Origin of the sequence: Vibrio sp. CCB-PB317 (assembly GCF_022808245.1) — a bacterium.
GTDB lineage: Bacteria > Pseudomonadota > Gammaproteobacteria > Enterobacterales > Vibrionaceae > Vibrio > Vibrio diabolicus.
In genome coordinates, this window is the sequence record NZ_JALGNU010000001.1 from 1,221,760 (window position 1) to 1,240,194 (window position 18,435).

The following is an 18,435-nucleotide window of genomic DNA, read 5'->3' on the forward strand; positions in this document are numbered from 1 at the left end:
CTTTTACTATGAAGATAAGGATGAAAAATTCTATGCAGTTATCATTAAAAGTGGCAATGGCGTTGTCTATTTTTGCCAGTACAAACCTCTACGCTGCAACGACTTTAGTGGTTCCTGAAGACGTGAAGCTTTTAGCCGTCAACATGGAGAAACCAGATCTAGAAGGTGGTCTTTTTTCTAGTGAGAAGACAATCGAACTACCTGATGGAACGAATCAAATTGTCTTCAAATATCAACCTACATTCGAAATTAACGAAAACCTTAAGACAGTTTACAGTGACGTGATCATCGCTAAGTTTGATGTTGAAAATGAAAAACTAAAGTTTGAACTACCAGAGTTTAAAACTCTTCGTCAAGCGCAAAACAACATCTCACCTTTAGATTGGCAACTTCTGGACACCAAAGGTCAACCTATTGCTTTGGTCGAAGATGTATTAGAGTCAGATGGTGTTCAGATTGGTCGTAATTACCCTCAAGAATCTCGTAACTACAATATTGCAGGAGGTATCGCGAGTGTTGCCGTTAGTTATGTAACTGTGAACCAGCATCAGCAATCAGTAAGCGATATTGAGCCTCGAGTTGAGACTAGCGATACCCGAACAATAACAGTGGCTGAAGACAGTCCAATGGTTGATGTGTTAAAGACGATGTACCAGAAAGCGTCTCCGGCGGAAAAAGCGGCATTTAAAAACTGGCTTGCTGAGCAGTAATCCCTTAGTTCATTAGATAGGGCTTAACTGAAAAAGTACGAATCTAAAAAGCAGGCTTTGAGCCTGCTTTTATCTTTTCTGCCTATTAGAGAGAGATTTCTCTCCATTCACCAGGCATTAGGTCTTTAAGGACGATATCACCCATCGAATGACGAATGAGGCGCAAAGTAGGGAAGCCAATGTGCGCAGTCATGCGACGCACCTGACGATTTCTTCCTTCAATAATGGTAATGGCTAACCAAGTGGTAGGGATATTTGCGCGAAAACGAACAGGAGGAGTTCTGTCCCAGACTTGTGGTTCTGGAATCACTTCAACTTCGGCTGGTAGGGTCATACCATCTTTTAGCTCTACTCCCTTTCTCAATTTTTCAAGATCTTGCTCTAGAGGAGCGCCATCGACTTGAACCCAATAAGTCTTCGGGGATTTTGACTTTGGCTGCGTGAGCTTCGCCTGCAAGATGCCATCGTTAGTGAGCACCATCAAACCTTCGCTGTCTCGGTCCAATCGGCCAGCCGCATAGACATCTTTGATTGGGATATAGTCCGCTAACGTTTTGCGACCATCACCATCGGTAAATTGACTGAGCGTGTCGTAAGGCTTGTTGAATATAATGACTTTACGGTCTTTTGGATCCACTTTTGGCTTTTGGTTTCTTGCTGAGCGAACAGGGCGACGGTTTGTTTGAGTACGAGTCTTTGAGCTATTGCGAGCTCCTGAGTGTTTAAATCGGCCCGTTTGGGATTGATTGCGACCGCGACCTTTTTCATGACCTGTACGAGATGACATGTTAACTACCCTGCAAAAATGTAAATGAACTGTGTTTGAAAGTTTTAAGTTTTCTCATGATCGGATATGATTTGCGCGCCTAAAACTAACAAACGCGCACAGAATGATAGACTAATTCGTGTTATTTGTTTAATTATATCAGTGCACTCATGGATTCAGAGCCCAGAGCTTCAAACTACAACAAAGAGTGCGAACCGCATGTGGCGTTAGTGAGGAGACATGTACTGCTAACGTGCAGCAATGCGTCAATTAAACCAACTCAGACGCTGAGTTGATCAGCCAACAAGTTGATTAAAAAATAGGGAAATTTCATGCCTACAGAAAAACCTACAATTATCTACACCATCACTGATGAAGCGCCGGCGCTAGCAACTTATTCATTACTACCAATCATTCAATCATTCACAGCATCGTCTGGCATCAATGTAGATACTCGTGATATTTCACTAGCAGGTCGAATTATCGCTAACTTCCCAGAGCATCTAAAAGAAGAACAGCGCATTGGCGATGCGTTGACAGAGCTTGGTGAACTAGCTCAAACTCCAGAAGCAAATATCATCAAGCTGCCTAACATTTCAGCTTCAGTTCCTCAGCTTAAAGCGGCGATTAAAGAGCTTCAGGCGAAAGGTTACGATTTACCAAACTACCCAGAAGAACCGAGCACGTACGAAGAGAAAGCGATTAAAGCGGCTTACGACAAAATCAAAGGTAGTGCGGTTAACCCAGTACTTCGTGAAGGTAACTCAGACCGTCGTGCTCCAACTTCGGTTAAGAACTACGCGAAGAAAAATCCACATTCAATGGGTGCGTGGTCATCAGAGTCTAAGTCTCATGTCGCGAGCATGTCAGATAACGACTTCTTTGGGAGCGAAAAGTCGACAACCATCTCTGGCGCAACAGAGGTCAAAATCGAGTTCGTCGGTAATGACGGTACAGTTAAAGAGCTTAAGCCGGCTTTCCCATTACTAGATAAAGAAGTCATTGACACTTCAGTGATGAAGAAGAAGGCGCTGGTTGAATTTTTCGAGAAAGAGATTGCTGAAGCGAAAGCACAAGACGTGCTGCTGTCTCTTCATATGAAAGCGACGATGATGAAGGTTTCTGACCCAGTCATTTTCGGCCATGCAGTGAAAGTTTACTACAAAGACGTTTTCGATAAATACGGTAAGCTGTTTGAAGAACTGGGCGTTGATGTAAACAATGGCATTGGTGATGTCTACTCGAAAATTGAGTCTCTACCTGAAGCGCAAAAAGCAGAAATTGAAGCGGCCATTCAAGCGGTTTACCAAACTCAACCAGAACTTGCGATGGTTGACTCTGATCGTGGTATCACAAACTTACATGTACCAAGCGACATTATTGTAGACGCTTCTATGCCAGCAATGCTTCGCTCTTCTGGTCAAATGTGGGGACCAGATGGTAAACAAAAAGACACCAAAGCGATGATACCAGATCGTAGCTACGCAGGTATTTACCAAGCGGTGATTGATTTCTGTAAAGAGCACGGCGCATTTGATCCGACCACTATGGGTAGCGTGCCTAACGTTGGCTTAATGGCTCAAAAGGCAGAAGAATATGGTTCTCACGACAAGACGTTCATTCTAGATGCAGCGGGTACCGTTCGCGTTGTTGATACTGCGGGTAACGTATTGTTAGAGCAAGCGGTTGAAGAAGGCGATATCTTCCGTATGTGTCAGGTGAAGGACGCACCAATCCAAGATTGGGTTAAACTAGCAGTGACTCGCGCACGTGCAACAGGTGTTCCAGCTGTATTCTGGCTAGACGAAAACCGTGCGCACGATGCTGAACTCATTAAGAAAGTAAATACCTACTTACCAGAGCACGATACTGAAGGTCTAGAGATTAAGATCCTATCTCCTGTTGATGCTTGTAAGTACTCGCTAGAGCGTATGAAAGCGGGTCTGGATACTATCTCTGTAACGGGTAACGTTCTTCGTGACTACCTAACAGACCTGTTCCCAATTCTAGAGTTAGGCACGTCAGCTAAGATGCTATCTATCGTTCCATTGATGAATGGCGGTGGTCTATTTGAAACCGGTGCTGGTGGTTCTGCTCCTAAGCATGTTCAACAAGTAGAAAAAGAGAATCACCTTCGTTGGGATTCTTTAGGTGAGTTCTTAGCACTAGCTGCATCCCTAGAACATCTAAGTGTGGTGGCAAACAACCCGAAAGCACAAGTTTTGGCGGATACGCTAGACAAAGCGACTGGTGAGTTTTTAGATACCAACAAGTCTCCATCACGTAAAGTGGGCGAATTAGATAACCGCGGTAGTCATTTCTACCTCGCACTTTACTGGGCGAAAGCACTTGCCGAGCAAACAGACGATGCTGATCTCGCTGCTGAGTTTGCACCGATTGCGAAAGCGTTGTCAGAGCATGAAGAAAAAATCGTCGCTGAGCTAAACAACGCACAGGGTGTGAAAGGAGAACTGGGCGGTTACTATCTGCTAGATGATGCATTGGTTTCTAAGTTGATGCGCCCAAGCGAAACCTTTAACGCGATCATTAACAAGTAAAATAGATGAAAAGAGCACGTCGCTTTCGGCGTGTTTCTTATTTTATCAATACTTTGTATGTGGTCTATCTGCATTTCATAAGCTACAAATAGTAAGAAACCCGCTATCTTGGCGGGTTTATTTTTCTCTTCAGAACATCAAAATGATGTTTCGAGAGCAATATTTTTATTTTTCGACAGCGCTCTAATTATTTGGCTTGACCTTCAAGAGGCACGACGCTACTCGCGTGACAGCCTTTGGGACCTTTTTCAATCTCGTATGAGACTTGTTGGCCTGCTTTCAGTGTACGATAACCGTCCATCTGGATAGTTGAGTAGTGGGCAAAGATATCTCCCTCTTCTTCATCTGAACAAATAAACCCAAATCCTTTGGCATTGTTAAACCACTTTACTGTACCTGTAGCCATGCTTTTACATCCCTCATGCATTTTTTACTGAGTTGTTACAACAACCAAGTTATACCTTTAACCTGGTACTACTATTGTCAGCGAACGCTAACAAACATCTAGTCAATGAGAAATCACATTCACCAAGCTGCTTAAAAACAAATGGATTCAAAATGACGATTTATGCATCAACACTTTCCACTGTAGTCAATGAATCCCGACAGTCAATAGCATTAAGCAACAAACAGAAACATAATTGAAAACAAATCACTTTTGAGATTAACAAATTTGCAAACAGTTTTTCGTATATACGCGGAAGTTTGGTCAATTAGCCTGCAAAGTAGTATTCACTGGAAAAACCATACTGTTCGTGTTGCTTATGATAGATGAATCCTCTAACTGAATAAAAAATGAAGTTTTCGTGATAATTACCCCATTCTCAGTTAGGAAGTGTGATCTCGGTAGAAGACTGAGAGATGTTTCGCAATAGCTCGGAGGGGGTAAAAAGAAAGTTATTTTATAAGTAAAAATGTGTAACTTATCGACAAGCATCTTTTATTTGCGCCCCCTCAAGACCTGCATTAGTCTCTATATTAGGTAGCAACTTTTATCGATCAAAGATCGAATTCGGTGCCATATCTCACTACACCGCGCTGCACGCTTGTGGTAGATTGTTTTTATAGGTCGAAAACATCAACCCTTTGATACGATATCTTTGAATTGCCATGAGTAAAAATTTTGAATGGGTCACTCCGGACTCTGATCTTCTGGAGCGAGAAAGTACGAAAGTTCAGCCACCTAAGCTGTACAATGTTGTACTAAATAATGATGACTATACACCTATGGATTTCGTCATAGAGGTACTTGAGCGATTCTTTTCACATGACATTGATAAAGCGACTCAGATCATGCTCAAGATTCACTATGAAGGAAAGGCAATCTGTGGCACATACAGTGCAGAAATTGCCGAAACAAAAGTAGCGCAAGTTACGATGTACGCAAGGGAAAATGAACATCCGCTACTTTGCACTATGGAGCAAGCGTAAACAAAGAAGACTTGCTCGAACAACCCAAGTTGTTTTTTCGGGAGGTACTTATGCTAAATAAAGAACTAGAGTCAAGCCTTAACGGTGCATTTGCTCGGGCGCGAGATAAACGCCACGAGTTTATGACTGTCGAACACCTCCTACTTGCATTATTGGAAAATGATGCAGCTAAGGAAGCCCTTTTAGCTTGTAAAGCGGATCTTGACGCTTTACGTAACGAACTCGATATATTCATCGATCAAACTACGCCTCTTATCCCAGACAGTGATGAGACGCGTGAAACCCAGCCGACTTTGAGTTTTCAACGTGTGCTACAACGCGCCGTCTTTCATGTACAGTCGTCTGGCCGCAACGAAGTAACAGGTGCAAACGTGCTTGTGGCGATCTTCAGTGAGCAAGAGTCGCATGCCGCCTACCTACTGAAGAAAAACGACATCTCCCGATTAGATATTGTTAACTTTATCTCCCATGGTATTACTAAAGCGTCAGGTGCAAGCGAAGACCCATCATCAGATTCGTTCAGTTCAGAGAGTGTCGAAGAGCCGAATTCTGAAGAACGTTTGGAAAGCTTTGCGACTAACCTTAATCAGGTCGCTAAAGATGGCAATATCGATCCACTGATTGGTCGCGATAAAGAGCTAGAGCGCACTATTCAAGTACTTTGCCGCCGCCGCAAGAATAACCCATTATTAGTGGGTGAAGCCGGGGTAGGTAAAACAGCCATCGCAGAAGGTCTTGCTTGGCGAATTGTAGAAGGGCAGGTCCCGGAAGTTATTCAAAACAGCGTGATTTACTCATTGGATATTGGTTCTCTATTGGCTGGTACTAAGTACCGTGGTGATTTTGAAAAACGCTTCAAGGCGATTTTGAAACAGCTTGAAAAAGAAGAAGATGCAATTTTGTTCATCGATGAGATACACACAATCATCGGTGCGGGTGCGGCTTCTGGTGGTCAAGTTGATGCCGCAAACCTTATCAAACCTCTACTAAGTAGCGGTAAGTTGCGTTGTATCGGCTCGACTACATACCAAGAATACAGCAACATTTTCGAGAAAGAGCGTGCGTTGTCCCGTCGTTTCCAAAAGATTGACGTTGTAGAACCTTCTCTGGATGACACAACTAAAATCTTGATGGGCTTGAAGCCGAAGTACGAAGCACACCATGAAGTACGTTACACCAATAAAGCACTGCGTGCCGCGGTAGAACTTTCGGCGAAATACATCAATGAACGTCATTTACCAGATAAAGCCATTGATGTCATTGATGAAGCTGGCGCTCGCAGTCGTCTTGCTCCTGCAAGCCGCCGTAAGAAAACGGTTGGTGTTGCCGATATCGAAGCGATGGTTGCCAAGATGGCACGAATCCCAGAGAAGTCGGTTTCTTCTTCAGATAAAGACATCTTGAAGAACCTAGATAGCAAGATGAAGATGTTGGTATTTGGTCAAGATAATGCGATTGATGCATTATCCGAAGCGATCAAGCTGACACGTGCAGGTTTGGGCGTGGATAACAAACCAGTTGGTTCATTCTTGTTTGCTGGCCCTACTGGGGTGGGTAAAACAGAGGTGACGGTGCAGCTATCTAAGCTTCTAGGGATCGAGCTACTTCGTTTTGATATGTCGGAATATGGTGAGCGTCACTCCGTGAGTCGCTTAATTGGTGCACCTCCTGGTTATGTCGGTTACGACCAAGGTGGCTTGCTGACAGACGCTGTTATCAAGCACCCACATTCAGTCGTATTACTCGATGAGATTGAGAAAGCGCATCCAGATATCTTTAATTTGCTATTGCAAGTGATGGATAATGGTACGCTAACGGACAACAACGGTCGTAAAGCAGACTTCCGTAATGTCATCCTCGTTATGACAACCAACGCGGGTGTGGCTGAAACTGAGAAGAAATCAATTGGTTTGATTCAGCAAGACAACAGTCACGATGCGATGGCGGAAATTAAGAAGGTATTCACTCCTGAGTTCCGTAACCGTCTTGATAACATCATCTGGTTTAACAGCCTTGATGAAAGCGTTATCCATCAAGTTGTTGATAAGTTTATTGTTGAACTGCAGGTGCAACTTGATGCTCGTGGCGTATCAATGGAGGTATCGCAAGATGCACGCCATTGGTTAGCGAATAAAGGTTATGATAAGGCGATGGGTGCTCGCCCAATGGGACGCGTTATCCAAGAGCAACTTAAGAAACCTTTGGCTAATGAATTGTTGTTTGGCTCTCTAGTCGACGGCGGTACTGTGAAAGTAACACTAGTGAATGACACACTTAAATTTGAATATTTGAGTGAGAAAGAGGCAGCGATGCATTAATTGCTCCGTAGGGAAGTAAAAGCGCACGATTTTATCGTGCGCTTTTTGTTTGTCTGAACCTACTCGGAAATAAAAATCATGCAATAAAAAACGGAGCAAACTGCTCCGTTTTTTATTGCATCCGAAAATCAGAGATTAACGAGCGCGGAAGACGATGCGGCCTTTTGACAGGTCGTATGGAGTCATCTCTACAGTTACTTTGTCACCCGTTAGGATACGGATGTAGTTCTTACGCATCTTGCCAGAGATGTGAGCAGTCACAACGTGACCGTTTTCAAGTTCAACACGGAACATAGTGTTTGGTAGAGTGTCAAGGACCGTGCCTTGCATCTCGATTACGTCTTCTTTAGCCATTTAATCCTCTTTAGAAATTAGGCAATATTAGCGGTCTATATTCTGCCGCTAAATAGTAATTATGTAAAGTTGAGGCGTATTCTACCCTCGCCAACGCTGATTTACTAGCCTTTGGTGGCGTTGAAAGCGTGTTTTATAGTTCATTGCTGGACACTCATCAATCTGATAACCCAAATAAAGCCACTGTTGTTTGTTTTCTTGGCAGTATTTTATTTGATAGAGCACTGCCAAAGTGCCAAGAGATAACGGGTAGTCAGGGTCAAAAAAAGTATAAAATGCACTCGAACATTGAGTCATTACATCCGTTACCGCAATGGCGAGTAATTGATTTGACTCATCGTAAATATGCAAAAATGAAGTGGTCAACCAGCTGGTTTGGGCAAACCGATAAAATTCATCACGCTTTGGTGGATACATAGTGCCGTTTTTATGCCGTTTGCAGATGTACCGACTGTAAAGCGCAAACCATTCCTCATCCATTTCGGGTTTCATTTCCCAACGTAAAGGCTGTGCTTTACTGAGCAGCCTCTTCTGACTTTTTGTTAGTCTAACGTCTGGAATCGAGACTCGAATTGGCTGGCAAGCGGTGCAATGCTCGCAGTGCGGTTTATATATGGTATCTCCACTACGACGAAAACCGTTAGCCATCAGTAGTTGATAGTTTTCTTCAGTATGCAGCCCTGCATCAAGTGCCACCGCCACACGCTCTTGCCGTTCAGGCAAGTAACTGCAAGGGTGATTATTCGTTAATCCAATTCGAATATGTTGTATATCCGTACTCATACTGAATCCTGCAAAACTTGGGGCTTATAGGTATCAAATAGTGTTTGTTTTTCTCTTAAAGATAGTAGTTTTTGCATAAACTCGTTACGCTGTAGTTCAAATGCGCCAAGTGATGCCAAGTGCGAGTTCATAACCTGACAATCGATTAATTGACCTTGCTTTGACGCCAAATGGTTGCATAAGTACCACAATGCAATTTTAGATGCGTTATCTTTTAGGCTAAACATCGACTCTCCGCAAAAAAGTTGACCAACGCAGATGCCATATAGTCCCCCAATGAGCTCGTTGTCATGCCATACTTCTACAGAGTGACAGTGACCAAGTTTAGCTAACTCAATGTAAGACGCTTGCATTTCCTCGTTGAGCCAAGTTTCCTCTGCAGGACGTGTTGATGAACATAGTCTAATCACTTCTTCTGTCGCGAAATTGAGCGTTACTTTATAGTTATGTTTACGCTGAAATTTTTTGAGACTTTTAGACGGTTTAAACGCTAAGGGATCAAAAACAGCGCGTGGGGAAGGGCTCCACCATAGAATAGGTTCTCCAGGACCATACCAAGGGAAAATGCCTTGATAGTAACCATTGAGGATTCTCATGGGATCTAAGTCACCGCCAAAAGCAAGCAAACCATTGGGATCGCTGAGTGCTTTATACGGTGAGGGAAAGTTGAACGTATCATCGAGTTCAGTTAAATAAATAGCCATAAGAAGTCGTTACCAACATTAGAGTCAGAGGAGTTTATGATGACCTGGTCAAGAAATATTGTGAAAGTATGGCTTTGGATCATACTGTTTTTCCCACTTGCCGCCAACGCAGCATATGAAAGAAATGTTGCCAAGCCGGTAAATGAAGTGGTGTATGGGAAGATTGACTCTGTCCGTTATATTACTCAGCAAGAGGTCGTTCAATCGAAAAATAATGGTTGGAAAACGCTACTTGGTGCCACAATAGGCGGTTTAGTCGGCAATCAATTTGGTGGTGGTACTGGACGAGAAGTTGCGACGGCAGTGGGTGCACTTGCAGGTGCGGCGGTTGCACAAAATCAAAGTAATTACCAATACACGGTTGAATATAAGTTAGTTGAGCTACTCATCAAAGTGAAGGGCGACAAGCTGATTAATGTTATCCAAGATGTTGATAAAAATATGCTATTTAGTCGAGGGGATGAAGTTCGTATCTTATATTTTGATGATGGAGTCAGGGTTGATATCGCTTATTAATCCTACGTTATTTTAACCTAAGGTAGCCTAACCAGGCATGCACAGTAGGGCTGGCTTATCGTCAAATAAAGTCGAAATAGCTTGCTGTTTCGTCGCGCCTCTTTCGCTCTTATTTACATCGCTGGCAATGCCTTTAATTCTGCATCTTTAGGCTACTTGAGTATATTCATAAATTAGCGCCGATTTGCTCTGGTTTTGTCGTGTTTTTTTGGGTAGTCTGAATTCACGAAGAATTGTTTAGCTCTCATAAAAAATCGTATGTTGAGGGCACAAAGGATTATCAACTTTTAATGGAAAGCCTAACGTTACAACCTATCAATAAAATTCAAGGGGAAGTGAATCTTCCTGGCTCTAAAAGCGTTTCTAATCGAGCTCTTTTACTTGCTGCTCTTGCTAAAGGCAGAACTCGCCTTACTAACCTCCTCGACAGTGATGATATCCGTCATATGCTGAATGCGCTGACTAAACTCGGCGTTCAATACCAACTTTCCGAAGATAAAACAGAATGTCTCGTTGAAGGCCTTGGGCGTCCGTTTTCTGTCTCAGAACCGGTAGAGTTATTTCTCGGTAATGCTGGCACTGCGATGCGACCATTAGCTGCGGCTCTTTGTCTTGGAGAAGGGGAGTATGTACTGACGGGCGAACCTCGTATGAAAGAGCGTCCAATTGGTCACCTTGTCACGGCACTGAAAGATGCTGGTGCGAACGTTGAGTACATGGAAAACGAGAACTTTCCGCCTCTCAAAATAGTCGGTACTGGCCTAAAAGCAGGTACAGTTTCTATCGATGGATCCATTTCAAGTCAGTTCTTGACCGCTTTCTTAATGTCTGCGCCATTGGCTGAAGGTGAAATTCGCATCAACATCGAAGGCGAGTTGGTTTCTAAGCCTTATATCGATATCACCCTGCATATCATGAAGCAGTTTGGGGTCGATGTGATCAACAACGACTATCAAGAGTTTGTGATTCCTGCCGGTCAGCAATACATCGCTACAGGTGATTTCTTGGTTGAAGGTGACGCGTCTTCTGCTTCTTACTTCTTGGCGGCGGCAGCCATCAAAGGCGGAGAAGTTAAAGTCACAGGTATCGGTAAAAACAGCATTCAAGGTGATATTCAATTTGCTGATGCGCTTGAAAAAATGGGTGCAGAAATTGAGTGGGGTGATGACTACGTAATTTCACGTGTTGGTCAATTGAAAGGCATCGATATGGATTACAACCATATCCCTGATGCTGCAATGACCATCGCGACAACAGCGCTATTTGCCGAAGGCACTACTGCTATTCGTAACGTTTATAACTGGCGTGTAAAAGAAACAGACCGTTTGTCAGCTATGGCGACGGAATTACGTAAAGTTGGTGCGGAAGTGGAAGAAGGGGAAGACTACATCATCGTCAAACCTGTCTCTCAGTTAAAGCATGCTGCGATTGATACTTACGATGATCATCGAATGGCGATGTGTTTTTCGCTGGTGGCACTTAGTGATACGCCTGTGACGATTAACGATCCAAAGTGTACGTCGAAAACGTTCCCTGACTACTTCGACAAACTTAAGGCTTTAAGCTGCTAAATATCCTGACCTGAAACAGGAAAGCCAGAGTGAATAACACTCTGGCTTTTTTGTTTTCCGCTACTATTTAACCAGCGTAAATTCCTTGGAAAGGTGATGCGCTAAGTATTTGAACATATTGAATACTGCAGTCGTATTTGAAGTTGGTAAACCTTTGTCATCAAGGAAGTATTCACCTTTAAAAACTAAAACACCTTCTTTTTCTTCTACGCTTGTTGCTCGCATTCCCTCGATGTAATCATCGTGCTCTTGGATGATTTGGTTAGCGATCAAAAGAAGGTCGAACTCTTCGATAAACGTTCTATCAGACATAATTTTTCTACCATTCATTTCAGTTGAGAACGCTGAGTATACCTACAACTAAAATGGGTTTGCATGATTAATTCAGTCAATCGTTCACTTAGCCTAAACAGATCAATTTTTAGAGTGTAAGTATGATTAGTTGGAGGATATGACAGAGCCACTGAACGAAACTATTTTGTGATGCGTAACAAAATTTATTGCATTGGATTAGCGGATGCTAAGTTTGCCTGTTTAGATATGCCGCTCAATACCTTTCAGAACCCTGTCTCTTTGAAGTATAAAGACGATGAATTGTCAACCAATCGGATCTGAATTTCAAAAAAGCAGTTGATCTTCTTTTCATCTCGCACAATAGTAAAAAAAGAAGCAATGAAATAGAACATTATGCGGGTGGCCTTTAAACAAGGTTTCTACCCGCATTATTATGAAGGACGTTAGAGTCAGTTATGGGTAAATCACTCGTTATAGTGGAGTCACCAGCCAAGGCAAAGACGATAAATAAGTACCTTGGTAAAGACTTTATTGTTAAGTCTAGTGTTGGTCATGTGCGTGATCTGCCTACGGCCGGTCAAAGCACTGGTGAGAAAAAAGCCGCAGCCATCTCAACAAAAGGGATGAGTCCGGAAGAGAAAGCGCGCGTTAAAAAAGAGAAAGACCGCAAAGCGTTGATCAAAAAAATGGGGATTAACCCATATCATGACTGGGAAGCGAATTACCAAATCCTTCCAGGCAAAGAAAAAGTTGTCAACGAACTACAAAAACTCGCCAAAGACGCAGATTGCGTTTATCTCGCAACCGATTTGGACCGCGAAGGGGAAGCAATCGCATGGCACCTTCGTGAGATCATCGGTGGCGATGAAGAGCGATACAAACGTGTAGTTTTTAACGAAATTACGAAAAACGCGATCCAACAAGCTTTCCAGACACCTGGTGAGCTGAACATGGATGGTGTAAATGCCCAACAAGCACGTCGCTTCATGGACCGTGTCGTTGGTTTTATGGTTTCACCTCTACTTTGGAAAAAAGTGGCTCGTGGTTTATCTGCTGGTCGCGTGCAGTCTGTTGCGGTGAAACTATTAGTTGAGCGTGAGCGTGAGATTAACGCGTTTGTACCAGAAGAATTCTGGGATATTCATGCGAATACGAAAACGAAAGACAAAGCGGACTTTAAACTACTTGTTGCTCAGAAAGATGGTTCTGCGTTTAAGCCAGTTAATGAGGCAGAAACCAAAGCAGCGATGTCTGTGCTTGAGAATGCAAGTTACGAAGTATGTAAGCGTGAAGATCGCCCGACGAAGAGCAAGCCTTCAGCACCTTACATCACCTCTACGCTTCAACAGGCAGCGAGTACACGTCTTGGCTACGGCGTGAAAAAGACCATGATGCTAGCTCAGCGCCTCTATGAGGCCGGTTATATCACTTATATGCGTACGGACTCGACTAACCTAAGTGCCGAGGCTGTGGACGCTGTACGTGATTTTATTGGTTCTGAGTTTGGTGATAAGTATTTACCAGCGAAACCGCTGACGTATGGCAGTAAAGAAGGGGCACAGGAAGCGCACGAAGCGATCCGTCCTTCAAATGTGGGTGTTAAAGCGGAAGACCTGCAAGGTGTCGATGCTGATGCGCACAAACTTTACGCTTTGATTTGGAATCAGTTTGTCGCGTGTCAAATGACACCAGCAGAATACGATTCAACAACCATCAGCGTAAAAGCAGCAGAATACACGCTTAAAGCGAAAGGCCGTATCCTTAAATTTGACGGCTGGACTCGTGTACAACGTCCAATGGGCAAAAACGAGGATACAATCCTTCCTGCGGTACAACTTGGCGATAAGCTAAGCTTAGAGTCACTTGACCCTAAACAGCACTTTACAAAGCCACCTGCGCGCTACACTGAAGCAGCACTGGTTAAAGAGCTGGAAAAACGAGGTATTGGTCGTCCTTCGACTTATGCATCGATCATTTCTACGATTCAAGATCGTGGTTACGTAAAAGTTGATCAGCGTCGTTTCTACGCCGAAAAAATGGGCGAAATTGTTACCGACCGCCTTGATGACAGCTTTAACGATTTAATGAACTACGACTTCACCGCCCGCATGGAACAGAAACTGGACCAAATCGCTGAAGGTGAAGTGAACTGGAAAGCAGTACTAGATAACTTCTTTGCTGATTTCACTGGCGATCTTGAAAAAGCGGAATTGGATGAGTCAGAAGGCGGTATGAAGCTAAACCATATCGTCATGACGGATATCGAATGTCCGACGTGTAGCCGTCCAATGGGTATCCGTACTGCTTCGACAGGTGTGTTCTTAGGCTGTTCTGGTTACGCGTTACCACCAAAAGAGCGTTGTAAGACAACCATCAACTTGGGTGACGAAGAAGGTATTATTAACGTTTTAGAAGAAGACGTTGAAACGGCCGCGCTTCGTGCTAAAAAGCGTTGTCCGATCTGTGAAACGGCGATGGATGCGTACCTGATTGATGACAAGCGTAAGATGCATGTTTGTGGTAATAACCCGAACTGTGAAGGCTACCTTGTTGAATACGGTGAGTTCAAAGTCAAAGGCTATGATGGTCCAGTTGTTGAATGTGACAAATGTGGCTCTGATATGGTGCTTAAGAACGGTCGCTTTGGTAAATACATGGACTGTACGAGTGAAACGTGTAAGAACACTCGTAAGATTCTGAAGAATGGCGAAGTCGCGCCACCGAAAGAAGATCCTGTTCATTTCCCCGAGTTGCCTTGTGAAAACTCAGATGCGTATTTCGTACTTCGTGATGGTGCTTCAGGTCTATTTATGGCGGCAAGCAACTTCCCGAAATCGCGCGAGACACGTGCTCCTTTGGTTGCTGAACTGGCACGTTTTGAAGAGCGTTTACCTGAGAAGTTCAAATACCTAGCGACCGCACCGCAAGAAGATCCTGATGGTCGTCCTGCAGTTGTACGCTTTAGTCGCAAAACAAAAGAGAACTACGTTCGTTCGGAAGAGAACGGCAAACCATCTGGTTGGACAGCGCTCTTTGTTGAAGGTAAGTGGGAAGTCACAGATAAGCGTAAAAAAGCGAAAGCATAAAAATGCACCATTAAAGTAATGTAAAAAGGCAGCGATATCGCTGCCTTTTTTGCGTAGGGGCCTACAGTTTTCTTCTGCGCATTCTTCCTCTAATCGACCTTTCCTCACTTTAACAAGCACCATTGTCGCTAGAAAACACCAGAGTCACGATTTATTAGTAGTGAACGTATTTTTTATGTAAAAAACATTCGTCGTAACTTTCATTTTGCGTTCATATATTTGTTATATATTAAGCTCAAAAAGTCGGTGGTGTAGTGAATCCGTTCGTAAATTGTTTTCATAATGTAATCGTTTGCTTTTGCATGTGTGATCTAGATATCGTCTTGAGTAAGCAAGAACTGTATGGAACACAGAATGGCGTATTAAAAATTGTAATTTAGAACCTGCTTAGATAATTTATTACAAAAATTAGTGCAACTGTGTGCATTTTGCGTCGAAAAATAAGAAAAGAGTGGACGTTGCATACTGGAAGTGCCGTAGCTTTTTTATCGTGTTGTAAGAGTTCAAAGAAACTCCTGATACGGTTACTAAATGTATTCGCTTGACTCCCCGAGTATGACTCATTCAAGCGAGTACCAAATCCAAGCTATAACGATATGGAGAACAACAAATGGCTGGTGTTTTGGGAATGATTCTTGCTGGCGGTGAAGGCTCTCGTTTGAGACCTTTAACAGAATCTCGTAGTAAACCTTCGGTACCGTTTGGTGGTAGCTATCGATTGATCGATTTTGCTCTAAACAATTTTGTAAATGCGGATTTAATGCGCATTTACGTCCTCACCCAATTTAAATCTCAATCTTTGTTCCATCATTTAAAAAAGGGCTGGAACATTAATGGCATCACTGACCGCTTTATCGATCCTATTCCTGCTCAAATGCGCACTGGTAAGCGTTGGTACGAAGGAACGGCAGACGCGATCTATCAAAACCTCCGTTTTATGGAACTAGAGGAACCGGATCAAGTTTGTATTTTTGGTTCTGACCATATCTATAAGATGGATATTAAACAAATGCTGAACTTCCACTCAGAGAAACAGGCTTCTCTCACGGTATCTGCATTGCGTATGCCACTAAAAGAGGCGTCGCAATTTGGTGTTATCGAAGTGGACAGTGAAGGTCGCATGATAGGCTTTGAAGAGAAACCAGCAAACCCGAAGTCGATTCCTGGCGATCCTGATTACGCTTTAGTTTCAATGGGTAACTACGTTTTTGAGGCTCAGGTGTTATTCTCTGAGTTGGTTGAAGATGCGGATAATGAAGCTTCATCACATGATTTTGGGAAGGACATTATTCCTAAGATGTTCCCTCGAGGTGACGTGTACGTGTATGACTTCAGTACTAACAAAATCAGCGGCGAAAGAGAAGAGGTGTATTGGCGTGACGTGGGAACCATTGATGCGTACTGGGAAGCGCACATGGATCTGCTAGAAAAAGACGCACCGTTTTCACTATATAACCGTAAATGGCCGCTGCATACTTATTATCCTCCATTGCCGCCAGCGACATTTACAGACTCTGATAATGGCCGTGTTCAGATCATCGACAGTTTGGTATGTAATGGCAGTTATGTCAGAGGCTCAAGAATAGAAAAGTCGGTGCTTGGGTTCCGCAGTAATATTGCATCTGCTTGCGATATCAGCGAATGTATCCTTCTTGGTGACGTGAAAATTGGCGAAGGCTGTGTTTTACGTCGTGTGATTGTCGATAAGGATGCCGATATTGCCCCTGGTACTCAGATTGGTGTGAATCTTCAAGAAGATAAAAAACACTTCCACGTGTCTGAGGAGGGCATTGTTGTTATTCCGAAAGGAGCTCGAGTTGGCTACTAACAACTTATCTATTCTGTTTGTAGCTTCTGAGGTTGAAGGTCTCATTAAAAGTGGTGGCTTGGCAGACGTTGCCAAGGCACTACCGGAAGCCCTTCAAAACCTACAGCAAGACGTAAGAATTACCATCCCTGCGTACAGCAGTATTGATAAACTCGCTGACGCAGAAGTTGTATTAGAAACAGAACTAACATCATGGCCGCATACGGAGTATCGAGTTCTGCGGCTCATGCTAGGTCAAAATCCTGTTTATCTGATTGATTGTCAGCCGTATTTCAATCGACCTTCGATGTATGCGGAGAACAACCAAGCGTATACCGATAACGGTGAGCGCTTTGCGTTTTTTAGTGCGGCATGTTTAGACATGTTGCCAAAGCTTGCTTTTCAGCCAGATATCATACACGCGAACGATTGGCACACTGGTCTTGTTCCATTTTTGCTCAAGCACAGGTATGGCAATGATCCGTTTTTTGCTCATACTAAAAGCGTCATTTCAATTCACAATGCGGTCTTTAAAGGCGTATTTAGTTATGAAGACGTGCAGTGCTTGCCAGAGTTTCATTGTCGAAACGTTCCCGATGCTGCGGTGAGTGCAACGCATATTACGATGCTCAAAGCTGGTGTAATGAATGCCGATAAGATAAACGCGGTCAGCCCTACGTACGCAGAGGAACTCAAAACAGAGCTTGGCAGTCATGGAATGGCTTGGGAGTTTCAGCAACGCGCGCAGGACTTAGTTGGTATTTTGAACGGTTGTGATTACAGTGCTTGGAACCCGGAAACGGATACTTACTTGCCAGTTAATTACTGCGCTGACCAACAAAGTATGACGCAAGGCAAGAAAGCGTGTAAACAAGCATTACAACTGCGGCTAAATTTGCCTGAAAAAGATGTAGCCATGTTCGGTATGGTTTGTCGGTTGACCCAACAAAAAGGTGTGCATTACTTGTTGCCTGCTTTGGCCGATTTTTTGAAGCACGATGTTCAACTAGTTGTCGTTGGGACCGGAGACCCTGTACTAGCCGCTCAGCTAGAAGAGGTTGCTGCACAGTTTTCTAGTAAATTTGTCTTCGTAGACGCTTATGATAATGAACTTGCGCATATCGTTGAAGCGGGTTCTGATTTCTTTCTGATGCCTTCTGAGTTTGAGCCGTGTGGTTTGAATCAAATCTATAGTATGGCTTATGGGACATTACCGATAGTACGTGGTGTCGGTGGTCTAAAAGACAGCGTCAACGATTATGATGTGAACCCTTCTGAAGCGACGGGGTTTGTTTTTTTCGAACCGACACCGCAGGCATTGTTGTTAACGATGCTAAGGGCACTGTTGCTCTATGCTCAAAACGAACCTGAAGTGAATAAAGTACAGTTGCATGCGATGCAACAAGATTTTTGTTGGCAAAAGGCCGCAGAAGCTTATTTGCAACTTTACAATTCGGCGTTAAATTGACTTAAAATTGTAACGAAAGGCACCGAATGAGGTGCCTTTATTATCTTGAGTAAGGGGAGTGTGGTAGGA

15 protein-coding genes are annotated in these 18,435 nt (G+C 43.5%); 9 read left to right on the forward strand and 6 right to left on the reverse strand.

From position 1 onward, the window contains the following. The first annotated feature begins 32 nt into the window (after positions 1-32). A complete protein-coding gene (locus MTR11_RS05725; protein ID WP_085343604.1) occupies positions 33-710 on the forward strand; it encodes a DUF2057 family protein in 678 nt (225 codons plus the stop codon). 85 nt (positions 711-795) lie between these two features. Here MTR11_RS05725 and MTR11_RS05730 read toward each other — a convergent pair whose 3' ends face one another. Then, complete coding sequence (locus tag MTR11_RS05730; RefSeq protein WP_085343558.1) at positions 796-1,497, reverse strand: pseudouridine synthase; 702 nt, start codon at positions 1,495-1,497, stop codon at positions 796-798. A 311-nt stretch (positions 1,498-1,808) separates the two neighbouring features. On the opposite strand from MTR11_RS05730, the gene MTR11_RS05735 reads away from it, so the two are divergent. After that, positions 1,809-4,034 (forward strand): NADP-dependent isocitrate dehydrogenase, encoded by a 2,226-nt coding sequence (locus tag MTR11_RS05735; protein WP_170891654.1) that lies wholly within the window; start codon positions 1,809-1,811, stop codon positions 4,032-4,034. A gap of 187 nt (positions 4,035-4,221) precedes the next feature. Here the strand turns inward: MTR11_RS05735 and cspD are convergent, their stop codons facing one another. Further along, positions 4,222-4,440, reverse strand: a complete 219-nt coding sequence (cspD, locus tag MTR11_RS05740) for a cold shock domain-containing protein CspD (protein ID WP_005378407.1) — start codon at positions 4,438-4,440, stop codon at positions 4,222-4,224. A gap of 704 nt (positions 4,441-5,144) precedes the next feature. On the opposite strand from cspD, the gene clpS reads away from it, so the two are divergent. Both clpS and clpA read left to right on the forward strand, forming a co-directional pair. Further along, the gene (gene clpS / locus MTR11_RS05745; RefSeq protein ID WP_031780157.1) at positions 5,145-5,465 is read left to right on the forward strand and encodes an ATP-dependent Clp protease adapter ClpS; all 321 of its coding nucleotides are present in this window, start codon (positions 5,145-5,147) and stop codon (positions 5,463-5,465) included. A gap of 50 nt (positions 5,466-5,515) precedes the next feature. Beyond that, positions 5,516-7,783 carry an ATP-dependent Clp protease ATP-binding subunit ClpA gene (clpA, locus tag MTR11_RS05750; RefSeq protein ID WP_005390700.1) on the forward strand — a complete coding sequence of 756 codons (2,268 nt, stop codon included), beginning with the start codon at positions 5,516-5,518 and terminating at the stop codon, positions 7,781-7,783. A 135-nt stretch (positions 7,784-7,918) separates the two neighbouring features. On the opposite strand, the gene infA is transcribed toward clpA, so the two are convergent. The 3 genes from infA to aat all read right to left on the reverse strand — a co-directional run bounded on the left by infA (position 7,919) and on the right by aat (position 9,624). Then, entirely contained in the window at positions 7,919-8,137 is a 219-nt protein-coding gene (gene infA, locus MTR11_RS05755; protein WP_001040192.1) for a translation initiation factor IF-1, read from the reverse strand. A gap of 81 nt (positions 8,138-8,218) precedes the next feature. Continuing rightward, positions 8,219-8,920 (reverse strand): arginyltransferase, encoded by a 702-nt coding sequence (locus MTR11_RS05760; protein ID WP_243327118.1) that lies wholly within the window; start codon positions 8,918-8,920, stop codon positions 8,219-8,221. Further along, positions 8,917-9,624 (reverse strand): leucyl/phenylalanyl-tRNA--protein transferase, encoded by a 708-nt coding sequence (gene aat / locus MTR11_RS05765; RefSeq protein WP_243327119.1) that lies wholly within the window; start codon positions 9,622-9,624, stop codon positions 8,917-8,919. The genes MTR11_RS05760 and aat overlap by 4 nt, the downstream gene beginning before the upstream one ends. Before the next feature lie 39 nt (positions 9,625-9,663). On the opposite strand from aat, the gene MTR11_RS05770 reads away from it, so the two are divergent. Both MTR11_RS05770 and aroA read left to right on the forward strand, forming a co-directional pair. Further along, entirely contained in the window at positions 9,664-10,140 is a 477-nt protein-coding gene (locus MTR11_RS05770; RefSeq protein ID WP_005390705.1) for a glycine zipper 2TM domain-containing protein, read from the forward strand. Positions 10,141-10,430: 290 nt separating this feature from the next. Further along, complete coding sequence (aroA, locus tag MTR11_RS05775) at positions 10,431-11,711, forward strand: 3-phosphoshikimate 1-carboxyvinyltransferase (RefSeq protein ID WP_243327120.1); 1,281 nt, start codon at positions 10,431-10,433, stop codon at positions 11,709-11,711. Between the two features lie 63 nt (positions 11,712-11,774). Here aroA and MTR11_RS05780 read toward each other — a convergent pair whose 3' ends face one another. Further along, positions 11,775-12,023, reverse strand: a complete 249-nt coding sequence (locus tag MTR11_RS05780; protein ID WP_005387884.1) for a YciN family protein — start codon at positions 12,021-12,023, stop codon at positions 11,775-11,777. A 437-nt stretch (positions 12,024-12,460) separates the two neighbouring features. On the opposite strand from MTR11_RS05780, the gene topA reads away from it, so the two are divergent. The 3 genes from topA to glgA all read left to right on the forward strand — a co-directional run bounded on the left by topA (position 12,461) and on the right by glgA (position 18,366). After that, entirely contained in the window at positions 12,461-15,091 is a 2,631-nt protein-coding gene (gene topA, locus MTR11_RS05785) for a type I DNA topoisomerase (RefSeq protein WP_005390711.1), read from the forward strand. A gap of 610 nt (positions 15,092-15,701) precedes the next feature. After that, the gene (gene glgC, locus MTR11_RS05790; protein ID WP_243327121.1) at positions 15,702-16,919 is read left to right on the forward strand and encodes a glucose-1-phosphate adenylyltransferase; all 1,218 of its coding nucleotides are present in this window, start codon (positions 15,702-15,704) and stop codon (positions 16,917-16,919) included. Further along, positions 16,909-18,366 (forward strand): glycogen synthase GlgA, encoded by a 1,458-nt coding sequence (gene glgA / locus MTR11_RS05795; RefSeq protein WP_243327122.1) that lies wholly within the window; start codon positions 16,909-16,911, stop codon positions 18,364-18,366. Before glgC ends, glgA begins: the two co-directional genes overlap by 11 nt. Positions 18,367-18,435: the final 69 nt, after the last annotated feature.